Here is a 13,814-nt window from a genome sequence, read left to right as displayed (position 1 = left end):
GCGTGGCCGACCGGTGGCGGGTGCGGGGGCGTGCTCAGGCCCGCCGTACCTCCGCGATCGTCACGGGGCGGTGCTCGCGCAGCGACAGCGTGCACGCCTCGGCGATCCAGCTCGCCTCCAGCGCGTCCTCGATCGTGCAGGGGGAGGGCCGCGTACCGGCGACGACCTCGGTGAAGGCGGTGAGTTCGGCGCGGTAGGCGGCGGCGAAGCGGTCCATGAAGAAGTCGTGCGGGACACCGGCCGGGAAGGTGACGCCGGGCTCGACCGAGCGCAGCGGCAGCTTGTCGTCCAGGCCGACGGCGAGGGAGTCCGCGAAGCCGTGGATCTCCATGCGGACGTCGTACCCCCGCGCGTTGTGGCGACTGTTGGAGACCACCGCGATCGTGCCGTCGTCCAGGGTGAGGACCGCGCCCGTGGTGTCGGCGTCGCCCGCCTCCCGGATGAAGGCGGCGCCCCGGTTGCCGCCGACGGCGTACACCTCCCTCACCTCACGGCCCGTCACCCAGCGGATGATGTCGAAGTCGTGCACGGAGCAGTCCCGGAAGATACCCCCGGAGGCGGCGATGTACGCGGCCGGCGGCGGCGCCGGGTCCAGCGTGGTCGACCGCACGGTGTGCAGCGTGCCCAGCTCACCGCCGCGCACCGCCGCCCTCGCCGCGGCGAACCCGGCGTCGAAGCGACGGTTGTACCCGATCTGGACCGGCACGGCACGGCCCGCGACCGCCTTGAGGACCTCGACGCCCTCCGCCGTGGTGCGGGCGACGGGCTTCTCGCAGAAGACGGGTACTCCGGCCTCGACGGCGGCCAGGATCAGGCTCGGGTGGGCGTCGGTCGCGGCCGCGATCACCACCCCGTCCACGCCGGCGGCCAGCACCGCCTCGGGCGAGGGGGCCACCTCGGCGCCGAACCGCCGGGCGGCGGCCCGCGCGGCGTCCGCGAACGGATCGGCGACGACGAGCGAGCCGACGGCGTCGAGTCCGGAGAGGGTCTCGGCGTGGAAGGCGCCGATGCGGCCGAGGCCGAGGATTCCGATGCGCATGGGTTCCGCTGCTCCTTGTGTGGGGTTGCCGTCATGGGTACGCGGGGCGGGCCGGCGGGGTCCGCTTCCGCCCGCCGGGCCCGAGGTCACTCCTCGGCGTGCACCTCGACCCAGGCCCGGCGCTCGGCCGACCGCGCCATCGCGTCCAGTACGGTCGCGCTGTGCACGGCGTCGGTCAGGGTGGCGCCGTACGGGACGCCCTCGGCGATCGAGCGCAGGAAGCGGTGGGCCTCCACCACCTTCAGGTCGTCGTAGCCCATGGCGTTGGCCGCGCCCGGCTGGAAGGCGGCGAACTCGCCGTGCCCGGGGCCGACGTGGACCGTGCTGACCGGCTGGTCCTGGTACGCCGTGCCCCGGCTGACGCCCAGCTCGTTCATGCGGCGGAAGTCCCAGAACACCGCGCCCCGCGTGCCGTGCACCTCGAAGCCGTAGGTGTTCTGCTCGCCGACCGAGACCCGGCACGCCTCCAGGACGCCGCGGGCGCCGGAGGCGAAGCGGAGCAGGCAGTTGACGTAGTCCTCGTTCTCCACCGGGCCGGGTTCGCCGCCCGCGGCACGTGCGTGACCGGCCGTCGCGGCGGTGGGCCGGGCCCGCTCGGGCAGGAAGATCGCCGTGTCGGCGGTCAGGGACGCGATGTCGCCGAGCAGGAACCGGGCCAGATCGGCGCCGTGCGAGGCCAGGTCGCCCAGGACTCCGCTGCCGCCGCGCTGTCGCTCGTAGCGCCAGGTCAGCGCCCCCTCCGGGTGGGCCGCGTAGTCACTGAACAGGCGGATGCGGGCGTGCGTGACGGCGCCGATCTCCCCGGACGCGATCAGCTCGCGGGCGGTCTCGACGGCGGGCGCGTTGCGGTAGTTGAAGCCGACGGCGCCCTGCACGCCGGCCTCGGCCACGGCGTCCGCCACGGCGCGGGCGTCCCGGGCGGTGAGGCCGACCGGCTTCTCGATCCAGATGTGCTTGCCGGCCCCGGCCATCGCCACGCCGATCTCCCGGTGCAGGAAGTTCGGCGTGGTGATGCTGACCGCCCGCACGCGCGGGTCGGCGGCCACGTCGCGCCAGTCGCGGGTGGCCGAGGCGAAGCCGAACTGCGCGGCGGCCTCCTCGGCCCGGCCCGGCACCTCCTCGGCGATCGTGATCAGCTCCGGACGCAGCGGCAGCCGCGGATAGTGGTGCAGGACGCGGGCGTACGCCTGGGTGTGCACCCGGCCCATCCAGCCGAATCCGACGACGGCGACACCGAGCGCATCCACCATGAGAGCCCCTCGAGGACCGGTGCGTGATCTGTCCAGGCCACCCTGTGCGGACCCTCCGCATCATGTCAACCGTTTGACAGGACAAAGGGGGGTCCAGTGCGTCCGGGCCGCACGGAGGTGCGCCGTCCGGCAGTCCTACCCGAGGTTGACCGCGTACGCCTTGCGCAGCGTCTCGTGCACCGTCCACGTCGTCCGGTCGCCCTCGCGCAGGACGGCCAGGTCACCCGGTCCGACCGTCAGCGTCGGGCCGCCCTCCACCTCGATGGTGGCGGAGCCGCTGAGCACGACGAAGAGCTCGTCCGCCTCGGTGTCGGTGACGACCCCGGGGGTGATCTGCCAGATGCCGCGCGCCTGACGCCCGTCCGCCGACTCCCACACCACCTTGCCGGTGACCTCGGGGGAGCCGGACACGATCTGGTCGGGGGAGAGGGGCTCGGGTTCGAGCTCGGCGTCGGGGACGTGGACAACGAAACTGTGGGTCATGCGGCGACGCTAGCCGGGGCGGAGGGGGTCGCGGGGGCGACAGGGTGTGCCGTATCCGCGGACGCGTACGGACACTTCGTCGCGCCCTGCGCCGTCCTCGACCGCCCGCGGGGCCGCTCTCCGTCGGGCCGAATTATCTCGAACAAAATTGTTGACAATCTTGTCTGGCTAGATTTAGGTTCGACAGGCACTCACTCAGGGAGGGCAACCATGCCGAACCAAGCCCGTCCGGGCACCGGGGAGCAGGCGAAACAGCTTGCGCTCGGGCAGTTGCGGCAGGCGATCCTGCGCGGCGAGATGGCACCGGCACAGCGGCTGGTGGAGAACGAACTCGCCGAGCAGTTCGGCGTGACACGGGCCAGCATCCGCGCCGCGCTGATCGACCTGGAAGCGCAGGGGCTCGTGGAACGGATCCGCAACCGGGGGTCCCGGGTGCGGGTGGTGACCGTGGAGGAAGCGGTCGCGATCACCGAGTGCCGCCTGGTCCTCGAAGGGCTCTGCGCGGCGAAGGCGGCGGCCGCCGTCAGCGACGCGCAGGTGACCGAACTCAAGGACCTGGGCACGGCGATGCGCAAGGCCGTGGCCGGCGGGGAACCGCTGACCTACTCGGACCTCAACCACGAACTCCACGCCAGGATCCGGGAGTTCTCCGGCCAGCTGACGGCCGTGGAGCTGCTGGAGCGCCTCAACGCGCAACTGGTGCGTCACCGCTTCCAGTTGGCGCTGCGGCCGGGACGTCCGCAGCAATCCCTGAACGAGCATCTGGCCATGATCGAGGCGATCGAGGCCAGGGATCCGCAGGCGGCCGAGGCGGCCGTCCGCGCCCACCTCACCAGCGTGATCGAGGCGCTGCGCGACTGACACACGCATCGAGGCGGGCGTCACCTGTCCACCGAGGAGATTGCACCCATGACGCACGGCAACGCGCCCGCCGCCACCCCACGGTCGACACTCGTCGTCACCGCGCACGCGGGGGACTTCGTGTGGCGGGCGGGCGGCGCCATCGCCCTGGCCGCCTCGCGCGGGGAGAAGGTCACCATCGCGTGCCTGACCTTCGGCGAGCGCGGCGAGTCCGCCCAGGCCTGGCGGGCGGGCAAGAAGCTGGAGGAGATCAAGGCGATCCGCCGGGAGGAGGCCGAGAAGGCCGCCGCCACGCTCGGCGCCGAGGTCCGCTTCTTCGACGCCGGCGACTACCCGCTGCTCGTCACGCCCGAGCTGACCGACCGGCTCGTCGAGGTCTACCGCGCCACCCAGCCCGACGTCGTGCTCACCCACCCCGTCGAGGACCCGTACAACGGCGACCACCCGGCGGCCAACCGCATGACCCTGGAGGCGCGCGTCCTCGCCCAGGCCATCGGCTACCCGGGCGAGGGCGAGATCATCGGCGCCCCGCCCGTCTTCTACTTCGAGCCGCACCAGCCCGAGATGAGCGGCTTCAGGCCCGAGGTCCTCCTCGACATCACCGAGGTGTGGGAGACCAAGCGCAAGGCCATGGAGTGCCTCGCCGCCCAGCAGCACCTGTGGGACTACTACACCGACCTGGCCGTCCGCCGCGGCGTCCAGCTCAAGCGCAACGCCGGCCCCAACCTGGGCCTGGCGCACCGGACCATGGCCGAGGCGTACATGCGCCCGTACCCGCAGATCGCGCAGGAGCTGGCATGAGCGGCGTCGTGGTCACCGACCCGCCCAAGGCCGACGCCGAGGACGTCGCGGCGCTCGCCGGGTACGGCGTGGCCACCGTCAGCGAGGCGATGGGCCGTACCGGACTGCTCGGGCCGGACGTCCGCCCGATCCAGCAGGGCGTACGGATCGCCGGCACCGCGGTCACCGTGCTCTCCTGGCCCGGCGACAACCTGATGATCCACGCCGCCGTGGAGCAGTGCGGCGAGGGCGACGTCCTGGTCGTCACCACCACCTCGCCGTCCACCGACGGCATGTTCGGCGAGCTGTTCGCCACCGCGCTCCAGCGGCGCGGGGTCCGCGGGCTGATCATCAACGCGGGCATCCGCGACACCCAGGAACTGCGGGAGATGGGCTTCGCCGCCTGGTCCCGGGCCGTCTCCGCGCAGGGCACGGTGAAGGCCACCGGCGGCTCGGTCAACGTACCGGTCGCCGTGGACGGCCAGGTGATCCGCCCCGGCGACGTGATCGTCGCCGACGACGACGGCGTCGTGGTCGTACCGCGCGAGCAGGCCCGGCGCACCGCCGAGGCGTCCGAGGCCCGCGAGAAGAAGGAGGCCGCTGCCCGCGCCGCCTTCGTCGAGGGCCAACTCGGCCTGGACCGCTACGGGTTGCGCGAGAGACTGGAGCGACTCGGCGTCACCTACCGGTCGTACGCCGAGTACACCGCCGGGGAAGAGCGGTGACCGGCCCCGAGGAGGTGCGCTGCACGCTGATGCGCGGCGGCACCTCCAAGGGCGCCTACTTCCTGGCCGGGGACCTGCCCGCCGACCCCGCCGCCCGCGACGATCTGCTGCTGCGGATCATGGGCAGCCCCGACCCGCGCCAGATCGACGGCCTGGGCGGCGGCCACCCGCTGACCAGCAAGGTCGCCGTGATCTCCCGTGCGGCCGGTCCGGACGCGGACGTCGACTACCTGTTCCTCCAGGTCGCCGTGGACACGCCCGAGGTCACCGACCGGCAGAACTGCGGCAACATCCTCGCCGGGGTGGGCCCGTTCGCCGTCGAGCGCGGGCTCGTACCGGCCGGTGACACCGAGACGTCCGTACGCATCCGCATGCTCAACACCGGCGAACTCGCCGTCGCGACCTTCCCGACCCCGGGCGGGCGTGTCGACCACACCGGCACCGTCGGGACATCCGGCGTGCCCGGCACGGCCGCCCCCGTCGTCGTCGAGTTTCCGCAGGGCTCCGGCCCCCTGCTGCCCACCGGGAACGCCCGCGACACCGTCGCCGGCACCGAGGTGACCTGCGTCGACAACGGCATGCCGGTCGTGCTGATCCCGGCCGCCGCGCTGAACGTCACCGGCTACGAGACGCCCAGGGACCTGGAGGAGGACGTGGCGCTCGCCGACCGGCTCCGGGAGATACGGCTGGCCGCCGGGCGGCTCATGGGCCTCGGCGACGTCGAGGGCGCCACCGTGCCCAAGCTGACCCTGCTGGCCCCGCCCCGGGACGGCGGCGCGGTCACGACCCGCACCTTCATCCCCGTGCGCTGCCACACCTCCATCGGCGTCCTCGGCGCCGCGAGCGTGGCGGCGGGGCTGCGCGTCCCCGGCGGGGTGGGGGAGGGGATCGCACACCTCCCCGGCGGCGAGCGCGTACGCGTCGAACATCCCACCGGATTCCTGGAGGTCGACGTGCAGGTCGACCCGGGTTCCGACGGCACCCCCGCCGTGGTCCGCCGCACCGCCGCCGTACGCACCGCACGCAAGATCTTCGACGGCACCGTCTTCCCCCGGTCCGCCGCGACGGCGCCGATACCCGCACAACGCCCTGGAGGGCACCATGACTCCGCCGCTCGGTGACATCGCCCATGTCGGCCATGCCCAGCTGTTCACACCCGACCTGGACGCCAGCGTCGCCTTCTTCACCAACTACCTGGGCCTGACGGTCAACGGCCAGGACGGCGACACCGTCTACCTGCGCACCTATGACGACTACGAGCACCACAGTCTGGTGCTCACCGCCCGTGAGACGCCCGGCCCCGGCCGGCTCGCCCTGCGCACCTCCGGCGAGGACGCCCTCCAGCGGCGCGTCAGGGCACTGGAGGAGGCCGGCCGCACCGGGAAGTGGGTCGAGGACGAACCCGGCATCGGCAGGCTCTACCTCACCGCCGACCCCGACGGACACGAGCACGCCCTGTACTGGGAGAGCGAGCACTACCAGGCCCCCGACGAGCTGAAGCCCGCGCTGAAGAACCAGCCCCAGGCCAAACCCAACCGGGGCGTGGGTGTACGCCGCCTGGACCACATCAACTTCCTCGCCGCCGACGTGCTCGCCGCCGCCGAGTTCCAGGAACAGCTCCTGGGCGCCCGGCCCACCGAGCAGATCCGGCTCGACTCCGGGAAGATCGCCGCCCGTTGGCTGACCTTCACGAACAAGTCGTACGACGTCGTCTACACCGAGGACTGGACCGGCACCTCGGGCCGGCTGCACCACATCGCCTTCGCGGCCGACACCCGCGAGGACATCCTGCGCGCCGCCGACCTCGCCATCGACACCGGCGTGTTCATCGAGACGGGCCCGCACAAGCACGCCATCCAGCAGACGTTCTTCCTGTACGTCTACGAGCCCGGCGGCAACCGCATCGAGCTGTGCAACCCGCTCACCCGCCTGGTGCTGGCGCCCGACTGGCCGCTGGTCACCTGGACCGAGGAGGAGCGGAAGAAGGGCCAGGCCTGGGGTCTGAAGACCATCGAGTCGTTCCACACGCACGGCACTCCGCCGGTCGCCTGACCGTTCGTTTCCACCGGGGGGTGGGTCGCGCACGCCCACGCGCGACCCACCCCCCAAATCGTTGCTGAGATTGTCAACAAAAGCGTTGACACTCCTGGAGTGCGGTCCTTAGCGTCGCCCCATCACCCCGTCCCCTCCAGGCGCCGCCTCCTGGACGAGAGGAAAACAACGATGTCCTCCTCCCCCGTGCTGTCCGCCCGTGGCAGCAGACTGGCCCTGCTCGTCGTCGGCCTCTGCTGGCTGGCCGTGCTCTTCGACGGCCTGGACATGTTCATCTACGGCTCGGTGCTGCCGAACATGCTCCAGGAGAAGGCGCTCGGCATCACCTCGGGCCAGGCCGGCGACCTCGGCAGCTACGCCACCTTCGGCATGCTCGTCGGCGCGCTGGCCGCGGGGACGGTCGCGGACCGCATCGGCCGCAAGAAGCTGATGGTCTGCTGCGTCGCGCTCTTCTCGCTGGCCTCCGGCATCTGCGCCGTCTCGAGCAGCGTCGCCGTCTTCGGCCTGGGCCGCACCCTGGCCGGCGTCGGCCTCGGCGGCCTGCTGCCGACCGCGATCAGCATGGTCTCCGACTACGCCCCGCGGGGCCGCGCCGCGATCACCATCGGCCTGCTGATGACCGCCCACCACGCCGGCGGCATCCTCTCCGCCTACGTCGCCCTGTGGATCGTCGAGCCGCTCGGCTGGCGCGCCGCGTTCTGGGTCTGCGTGGTGCCGCTGCTCTTCGTCCCGGTCCTGGCCAGTTTCCTGCCCGAGTCGCTGAGCTTCCTGGTCGCCAAGGGCCGCACCGAGGAGGCCCGCGCCCTGGCCGGCCGCTACGACGTCGAACTCCCCGCCGCCACCGGCAAGACCTCCGGTGCCGCCTGGGCCAACGTCGCCAACCTCTTCCGCGGCAATGAGTGGATCCAGACCCTGCTGTACTGGCCGGCCTCCTTCGGCGGCCTGCTGCTCGTCTACGGCGTCGCCACCTGGCTGCCCACCCTGATGCGCAGCGAGGGCTACGAGCTCGGCTCCGCGCTGACCTTCGTCGTGCTGTTCAACCTCGGCGGCATCGTGGGCATGCTGGTCGCCGGCCGCGCATCGGACCGCTTCGGCGCCCCGCGCATCTCCGCGATCTGGTTCGCGCTGACCGCGGGCGGTGTCTTCCTGCTCAGCGTCCACATGCCGCCGGCGCTGACCTTCGTGGTCGTCTTCCTCACCGGCGTGTTCCTCAACAGCGCCCAGACCATGATCTACGCGACCGTCTCCATCGGCTCCGCCCCGGCCGACCGGGCCACCGCGGTCGGCTGGACGTCCGGCATGGGCCGCTTCGGCGCCGTCTTCGGCCCGTGGCTCGGCGGCCAGTTGCTCGCCGCGGACCGGGGCGACTGGGGCTTCACCGCCTTCGCGCTCGCCGGCGTCTCGTCCATGGTCTTCATCGGCATCGCGGCCCTGCGCACGAGGCCGGCCGGTGACCGAGCGGAGCAGAAGCTGGTCGGCGTGCACTGACCGCCCCCGGAGACGGGGGACGCACGCCGGCCGACGCGACGACGCGGGGCCGGCGTCGGCGTAGAAGGGCGCTGCCCTGACCGTCAGGACGACGACAGGCCGCGGGCGTCCAGCTCGTCCGCGCACTCCTCGGGCACCAGCGTCACCGTGAAGGTCGTGTCGCTCCGGTACGAGGCAGACGTGGACGGGGCGGCCCGTCCCTCCGCCTCGTCGTGCTCCCGGCGCTCCCGGGCGACGCGGTCGGCGATCTCCTCGCAGTCGACGGGGTGGCTCTCCGCGGCAGTCGGATCCTCGCCCCGAGCGCCGGGCCCGTCCGCGTACGGATCGGCGCGGAGCGCGGCGGTCGCTGCGAGGCCGGCCACGCACAGCCCCGCCCACACGGCGACGACCCGCCGGCGGGCGCTCACGAGCCGGCCGTCCCGTCGGCGACGGCACGCACGGGTGAGGCGGGCCTCGTGCTGCACGCGGTGCTCACCTCGGTTCCCTCCTCCAGGGTGCCGGTACCGTACCGCCGGACGGCCGACCGCGGGTCACCGCCCCCGGCGTGACAGCCAGGCCGCGGTCAGGGAGCCGGAGACGTTGTGCCAGACGGAGAAGACCGCGGCGGGCAGCGCCGCCAGCGGGCTGAAGTGGGCGGTGGCCAGCGAGGCCGCCAGGCCGGAGTTCTGCATGCCGACCTCGAAGGCCATGGCACGGCTCGCCGGTTCGCCGAGCCGGCCGAGGCGCCCCGCGCCGTAGCCGAGCGCCAGCCCGAGGCCGTTGTGCAGCACGACGGCGAGGAACACCATCCCGGCCGCCGACTTGATGGCGTCGGCGCTGCCCGCGACGACCACGGCCACGATCACGGAGATCGTCAGCGCGGACAGCCACGGCAGCGCGGGCAGGGCCCGCCGCACGTACCGCCCCGCCACGAGCCGTACGACGACGCCCGCGAGGATCGGCAGCAGCACCGTCTTGAGGATGTCCGTGACCATCGAACCGGCGTCGACCGGGAGGTACTCACCGGCCAGCAGCAGCGTCAGCGGCGGGGTCACCAGCGGGGCGACGAGCGTGGAGACGGTGGCGACGGAGACCGAGAGGGCGACGTCGCCCCGGGCCAGATAGGTCACCACGTTGGAGGCCGTGCCGCTGGGCGCGCAGCCGACCAGGATCACGCCGGCGGCGAGCTGCGGCGAGAGGTCGAGCAGGTGGGCGATCGCCCAGCCGAGCCCCGGCATGATGACGTAGTGCGCGACCAGCCCGAGGGCCACCGCCCAGGGGCGCCGCGCGACCCCGCGGAAGTCCTCCGGCGTCATGGTGACGCCCATGCAGAACATCACCACGCCCAGCAGGTACGGCACCGCCTCGCCCCAGCCGGTGAAACTCCCCGGGAGCAGGAGACCGAGGGCGCCCGCCGCGAGGACGAGGAGGGGGAAGACGGTGACGGCACGGCGCGCGGAGCGGTCACCGGTGGGGCGGTCACCGGTGGGCTGGTCACTGAGGTGTTCGGGTCGTTCGGTTCGCACCGTGCGAGGTAACGCCCGGCGGCGGGCGCGACGCAACGCCGTCTCGCGATGTGATCATCGGTACGGTCGCGCCGGCCGGCCGCTGTACGACCGGCGACTCCGTCCCGCCCGGCGGATGGGGTAGGGTTGACCTGCGTGATCACACGGAAACCGTCACCAGCGGCCCGTGCGACGCACACCGGGACGTGGCGCAGCTTGGTAGCGCACTTGACTGGGGGTCAAGGGGTCGCAGGTTCAAATCCTGTCGTCCCGACGGTGACGAAGGGTCTTCGCGAGCAGTGGCTCGCGGGGGCCCTTTTTCGTGCCGGCCGCGCACGCGGCGGACCACAGCGTGGACGCCCCCTTGACGCACCCCGGACACCGGCCGACACTTCCCTGGTAATCCTAGTGAACAGGTAGGGAAGCATGGGGAGCACCGAGCCGGCCGTCGCCGACGCCAGCCGTACGCCGCACCCGTCCCCGCTGCTCACCTCCCGCCGTCACATCGACCTCCTCCGCGTCTGCAGCGCCATCAGGCCGCAGGACTGAGCCGAACCGAGCCGAGTCGGGCCGAGCCGTGCCCGCTCGCGGCCGGCCCGCCGCCGTTTCCGCCGCGCGTGTCTCCACGCCCCCCGCACCCGAGGAGAACCATGTCCGTCATCCCGCTCGCCCCCGCCCCCGCCTTCCGGGGACGCATCGGCCGCGACCCCCGCAGCGGCCACTACGCCGTACCGCGTCGCTACCGCCTCCACCTGTCGCCCGGCCACGACGACTGTCTGCGCATCGCCGTCGTCCACAGCCTCCTCGGGCTCGACGAGGTGTGCCCGGTGACCCTCCTCGACCCCGGCGCCGACTGCGCCGACGGCGGTCACCCCGCCCTGCGTCCGCTGTACGAGGCGAGCGCCCACCACTACCGGGGCCCGGCTCTCGCGCCGGTGCTCAGCGACGACTGGTCGGGCCGGATCGTGAGCACCCACGCGCCCGACATCATGCGCGACCTCGCCCGGTACTTCGCCTCCGCCGGCCCCGAGCTGTACCCGTGCGGCGAGGACGCGGCGATCGAGGCCGTCGAGCTGCTCTGCGGACGGGCGGCCGACCCGGCGGTGCTGGACCTGCTGGAGGAACGGCTGACCGGCCGCCCCTACGTCCTGGGCGAGCGGCTCACCGCGGCCGACGTCGAGGTGTGGGTGGCCCTGACCCGGCTCGACACCGCGCACCGCACGGACCGCCACCCCGCCCTGTGGTCCCACGTGCGGCGCCTGAGCGCGCACCCGGCCTTCGCGCGCCACCTCGAAGGCCGTCCCACCTGACGGAACGGCGTTGACACGAGCACGGTCAACTGCCTTACTTACGGACCAAGAACGGTCATGAGCGTCAGCGACAAGCCCTGGCTTGCTGACCGGCAACCCTCGCTCCGCGGTGGGGTGCCCCAGGTGACGACCGGACCGGATGACACTTCGGTAAGCGCGAGGCCCACGGGGCCGGAACAGTGACGGTGACGGACATGTACGCAGCTCCCAGGACGGCGGACCGCCGCCCCCAGGGCGCCGTACGCCCGTGCCCCAGCCCGCTCGTCGCCGACCGGACCGTCGATCTGCTCCGCGTCAGCAGCGCACTGTGTACCGACCGCGGCCGCGGCCGCCGCCAGGGCTGACCTCCTTCCCGGACCCCAGCCCTCGCAGCGGCCGCCCGGCCACGACGAACACCGCCCACGCGGTGTGCCGTTGTCCCTCCCGCCCCGGTCCCGTGCCCTGCCCCGTGCGCCGCCTCGCGCCTGGAGCGGCTCCCGCCGCGCCATCGCGCCGCAGCGGCCCACCGCCGTCCGCACGAACCCCGGGGTGTCCGAATCCACCGGAGTCCTCCCATGAGCGAACCCCCGGGCGCCGCCGTGTCCCTCGTCGAGGCACCGCCCGCCACCGACAGCCCCCGGCCACCCGCCGCCCAGCGGGTGCTGCCGCTGCGCCGGCCCGGCCGCTGGATCGCGACCGCCGCCGTCCTGGTCGTCGTCGCCCAGATCGTCCACGGCCTGGCCACCAACCCCTTCTACCAGTGGGACCGCTTCCGCTACTGGTTCCTGCGGCCTACCGTCCTCGACGGCCTCCTCGTCACCCTCGAAGTGGCCGCGCTCAGCGCCGTGCTCGGACTGCTGGGCGGCGTCCTGCTCGCCCTCGCCCGGCTCTCCGGCAGCCCGGTCCTGCGCGCCGTGAGCTGGACCTACACGTGGCTGTTCCGGTCCGTCCCGCTGATCGTCGTCCTGATCTTCCTCTACAACTTCTCCGCCCTGTACCAGACGTTGAGCCTCGGTGTGCCCTTCGGGCCGGCCTTCGTGACCTTCGACGAGTCCCGCCTCGCCACCGACCTGGCCGTCGCCGTCGTCGGCCTCAGCCTCAACGAGGCGGCCTACGCCTCCGAGGTGGTCCGCGGCGGCATCCTCTCCGTCGACCAGGGCCAGCACGAGGCGGCCGCGGCCCTCGGCCTGCCGAAGGGCTACCAGTTCCGCCGGATCGTCCTGCCGCAGGCCCTGCGGTCCATCACCCCGAACTACGTCAACCAGCTCATCGGCCTCATCAAGGGCACGTCCCTGGTGTTCTACGTGTCCCTGCTCGACCTGTTCGGCTCGGTGCAGACCATGGGCAGCACCTACCCCGGCGACATCGTGCCGCTGCTGCTGGTCGCCACCGTCTGGTACCTGGTCCTCACCAGCGCCGTGTCCGTCGTCCAGTTCTACGTCGAGCGGTACTTCGCCCGGGGCGCGACCCGCACCCTGCCGCCGACGCCCCTGCAGAAGGCGCGCGCCGGCCTCACCGAGGTCCGGGCCCGGCTGCGCCGGGAGGCCGCCGTATGACCACCGCCACCGACATCACCCCGGCCGCCCTCGAGGTGCACGGAGTCCACAAGTGGTACGGGACCCACCACGTGCTCGACGGCATCGACCTGACGGTACGGCCCGGAGAGGTCACCGTCGTCCTCGGCCCGTCCGGATCCGGCAAGTCGACGCTGCTGAGGGTCGTCAACCACCTGGAGAAGCCCGACGCCGGCCACGTCAGCGTCGGCGGCGAGCCGATCGGCGTACGGCGCCACGGCGCCCGGCTGAAGGAGCTCGGCGAGCGGGCCATCCTGCGTCAGCGCGGCCGGATCGGCTTCGTCTTCCAGAACTTCAACCTCTTCCCGCACCTGACCGTGCTCGACAACGTCGCCGCCGCGCCCGTCGCCACCGGAAGGCTCCCCCGCGACGAGGCCCGGCAGCTGGCCCGCGACCTGCTCACCCGCGTCGGCCTCGGCGACCGGACCGGCGCCTACCCCCGCCAGCTCTCGGGCGGTCAGCAGCAGCGCGTCGCCATCGCCCGCGCCCTGGCCCTGCGGCCCGGCATCATCCTCTTCGACGAACCGACCTCGGCCCTCGACCCCGAACTCGTCGGTGAGGTCCTCGCCGTCATCAAGGACCTGGCGACCAGCGGCACCACCCTCGTCATCGTCACCCACGAGATCGGCTTCGCCCGCGAGGTCGCCGACCGCATCGTCTTCATGGACGACGGCCGGATCGTCGAACAGGGCCCGCCCACCGAGGTGCTGGACCACCCGCGGCACGAACGCACCCGGGACTTCCTCGCCAAGGTCCTCTGACCCCCACCGCTCCCGCACCCCCGTCTCC

The 13,814-nt window shown here is 72.8% G+C and carries 16 protein-coding genes, 1 tRNA gene and 1 riboswitch; of the genes, 12 read left to right on the top strand and 5 right to left on the bottom strand.

Annotated elements, in window-relative coordinates; all coding sequences use genetic code 11:
• Positions 1 to 34 precede the first annotated feature (34 nt).
• The 3 genes from IEZ05_RS20090 to IEZ05_RS20080 form a co-directional block, all read right to left on the bottom strand.
• Positions 35 to 1,039 carry a Gfo/Idh/MocA family protein gene (locus IEZ05_RS20090; RefSeq protein ID WP_189231553.1) on the bottom strand — a complete coding sequence of 335 codons (1,005 nt, stop codon included), beginning with the start codon at positions 1,037 to 1,039 and terminating at the stop codon, positions 35 to 37.
• 86 nt (positions 1,040 to 1,125) lie between these two features.
• A complete protein-coding gene (locus tag IEZ05_RS20085) occupies positions 1,126 to 2,289 on the bottom strand; it encodes a Gfo/Idh/MocA family protein (protein ID WP_189231552.1) in 1,164 nt (387 codons plus the stop codon).
• A 135-nt stretch (positions 2,290 to 2,424) separates the two neighbouring features.
• Positions 2,425 to 2,772: a cupin domain-containing protein gene (locus IEZ05_RS20080; RefSeq protein ID WP_189231551.1), complete on the bottom strand. Its 348-nt coding sequence runs from the start codon at positions 2,770 to 2,772 to the stop codon at positions 2,425 to 2,427.
• 210 nt (positions 2,773 to 2,982) lie between these two features.
• On the opposite strand from IEZ05_RS20080, the gene IEZ05_RS20075 reads away from it, so the two are divergent.
• The 6 genes from IEZ05_RS20075 to IEZ05_RS20050 all read left to right on the top strand — a co-directional run bounded on the left by IEZ05_RS20075 (position 2,983) and on the right by IEZ05_RS20050 (position 8,678).
• On the top strand, positions 2,983 to 3,633 hold the full coding sequence (locus IEZ05_RS20075) for a GntR family transcriptional regulator (protein WP_189231550.1): 651 nt from the start codon (positions 2,983 to 2,985) through the stop codon (positions 3,631 to 3,633).
• Between the two features lie 48 nt (positions 3,634 to 3,681).
• The gene (locus IEZ05_RS20070) at positions 3,682 to 4,434 is read left to right on the top strand and encodes a PIG-L deacetylase family protein (RefSeq protein WP_189231549.1); all 753 of its coding nucleotides are present in this window, start codon (positions 3,682 to 3,684) and stop codon (positions 4,432 to 4,434) included.
• Positions 4,431 to 5,138 carry a 4-carboxy-4-hydroxy-2-oxoadipate aldolase/oxaloacetate decarboxylase gene (locus IEZ05_RS20065; RefSeq protein WP_189231548.1) on the top strand — a complete coding sequence of 236 codons (708 nt, stop codon included), beginning with the start codon at positions 4,431 to 4,433 and terminating at the stop codon, positions 5,136 to 5,138. The genes IEZ05_RS20070 and IEZ05_RS20065 overlap by 4 nt, the downstream gene beginning before the upstream one ends.
• Positions 5,135 to 6,259: a 4-oxalomesaconate tautomerase gene (locus IEZ05_RS20060; protein ID WP_229869774.1), complete on the top strand. Its 1,125-nt coding sequence runs from the start codon at positions 5,135 to 5,137 to the stop codon at positions 6,257 to 6,259. Before IEZ05_RS20065 ends, IEZ05_RS20060 begins: the two co-directional genes overlap by 4 nt.
• Entirely contained in the window at positions 6,240 to 7,190 is a 951-nt protein-coding gene (locus IEZ05_RS20055) for a VOC family protein (RefSeq protein WP_189231547.1), read from the top strand. Before IEZ05_RS20060 ends, IEZ05_RS20055 begins: the two co-directional genes overlap by 20 nt.
• 171 nt (positions 7,191 to 7,361) lie before the next feature.
• Positions 7,362 to 8,678 carry an MFS transporter gene (locus tag IEZ05_RS20050; RefSeq protein WP_189231546.1) on the top strand — a complete coding sequence of 439 codons (1,317 nt, stop codon included), beginning with the start codon at positions 7,362 to 7,364 and terminating at the stop codon, positions 8,676 to 8,678.
• Between the two features lie 83 nt (positions 8,679 to 8,761).
• On the opposite strand, the gene IEZ05_RS20045 is transcribed toward IEZ05_RS20050, so the two are convergent.
• Both IEZ05_RS20045 and IEZ05_RS20040 read right to left on the bottom strand, forming a co-directional pair.
• Complete coding sequence (locus IEZ05_RS20045) at positions 8,762 to 9,142, bottom strand: hypothetical protein (RefSeq protein WP_229869773.1); 381 nt, start codon at positions 9,140 to 9,142, stop codon at positions 8,762 to 8,764.
• Positions 9,143 to 9,208: 66 nt separating this feature from the next.
• Positions 9,209 to 10,183, bottom strand: coding sequence for a bile acid:sodium symporter family protein (locus IEZ05_RS20040; protein WP_189231545.1), 975 nt, complete (start codon positions 10,181 to 10,183; stop codon positions 9,209 to 9,211).
• Between the two features lie 179 nt (positions 10,184 to 10,362).
• On the opposite strand from IEZ05_RS20040, the gene IEZ05_RS20035 reads away from it, so the two are divergent.
• The 6 genes from IEZ05_RS20035 (at position 10,363) to IEZ05_RS20015 (ending at position 13,786) form a co-directional block, all read left to right on the top strand.
• Positions 10,363 to 10,436, top strand: a tRNA-Pro gene (locus IEZ05_RS20035).
• A gap of 152 nt (positions 10,437 to 10,588) precedes the next feature.
• A complete protein-coding gene (locus tag IEZ05_RS36820) occupies positions 10,589 to 10,711 on the top strand; it encodes a putative leader peptide (RefSeq protein ID WP_268255213.1) in 123 nt (40 codons plus the stop codon).
• Between the two features lie 101 nt (positions 10,712 to 10,812).
• Positions 10,813 to 11,472, top strand: coding sequence for a glutathione S-transferase C-terminal domain-containing protein (locus tag IEZ05_RS20030; RefSeq protein WP_189231544.1), 660 nt, complete (start codon positions 10,813 to 10,815; stop codon positions 11,470 to 11,472).
• A 53-nt stretch (positions 11,473 to 11,525) separates the two neighbouring features.
• Positions 11,526 to 11,635: riboswitch (SAM riboswitch) on the top strand.
• 31 nt (positions 11,636 to 11,666) lie between these two features.
• Positions 11,667 to 11,816, top strand: a complete 150-nt coding sequence (locus IEZ05_RS20025) for a hypothetical protein (protein ID WP_189231543.1) — start codon at positions 11,667 to 11,669, stop codon at positions 11,814 to 11,816.
• A gap of 210 nt (positions 11,817 to 12,026) precedes the next feature.
• Positions 12,027 to 13,007 carry an amino acid ABC transporter permease gene (locus IEZ05_RS20020; RefSeq protein ID WP_189231542.1) on the top strand — a complete coding sequence of 327 codons (981 nt, stop codon included), beginning with the start codon at positions 12,027 to 12,029 and terminating at the stop codon, positions 13,005 to 13,007.
• Complete coding sequence (locus IEZ05_RS20015; RefSeq protein ID WP_189231541.1) at positions 13,004 to 13,786, top strand: amino acid ABC transporter ATP-binding protein; 783 nt, start codon at positions 13,004 to 13,006, stop codon at positions 13,784 to 13,786. Before IEZ05_RS20020 ends, IEZ05_RS20015 begins: the two co-directional genes overlap by 4 nt.
• Positions 13,787 to 13,814: the final 28 nt, after the last annotated feature.

The sequence above is a fragment of the Streptomyces flaveolus genome, from assembly GCF_014648815.1.
GTDB lineage: Bacteria > Actinomycetota > Actinomycetes > Streptomycetales > Streptomycetaceae > Streptomyces > Streptomyces flaveolus.
The sequence above is the reverse complement of the archived record's forward strand: the minus strand, read 5'-3'. Positions and strand labels throughout refer to the sequence as shown.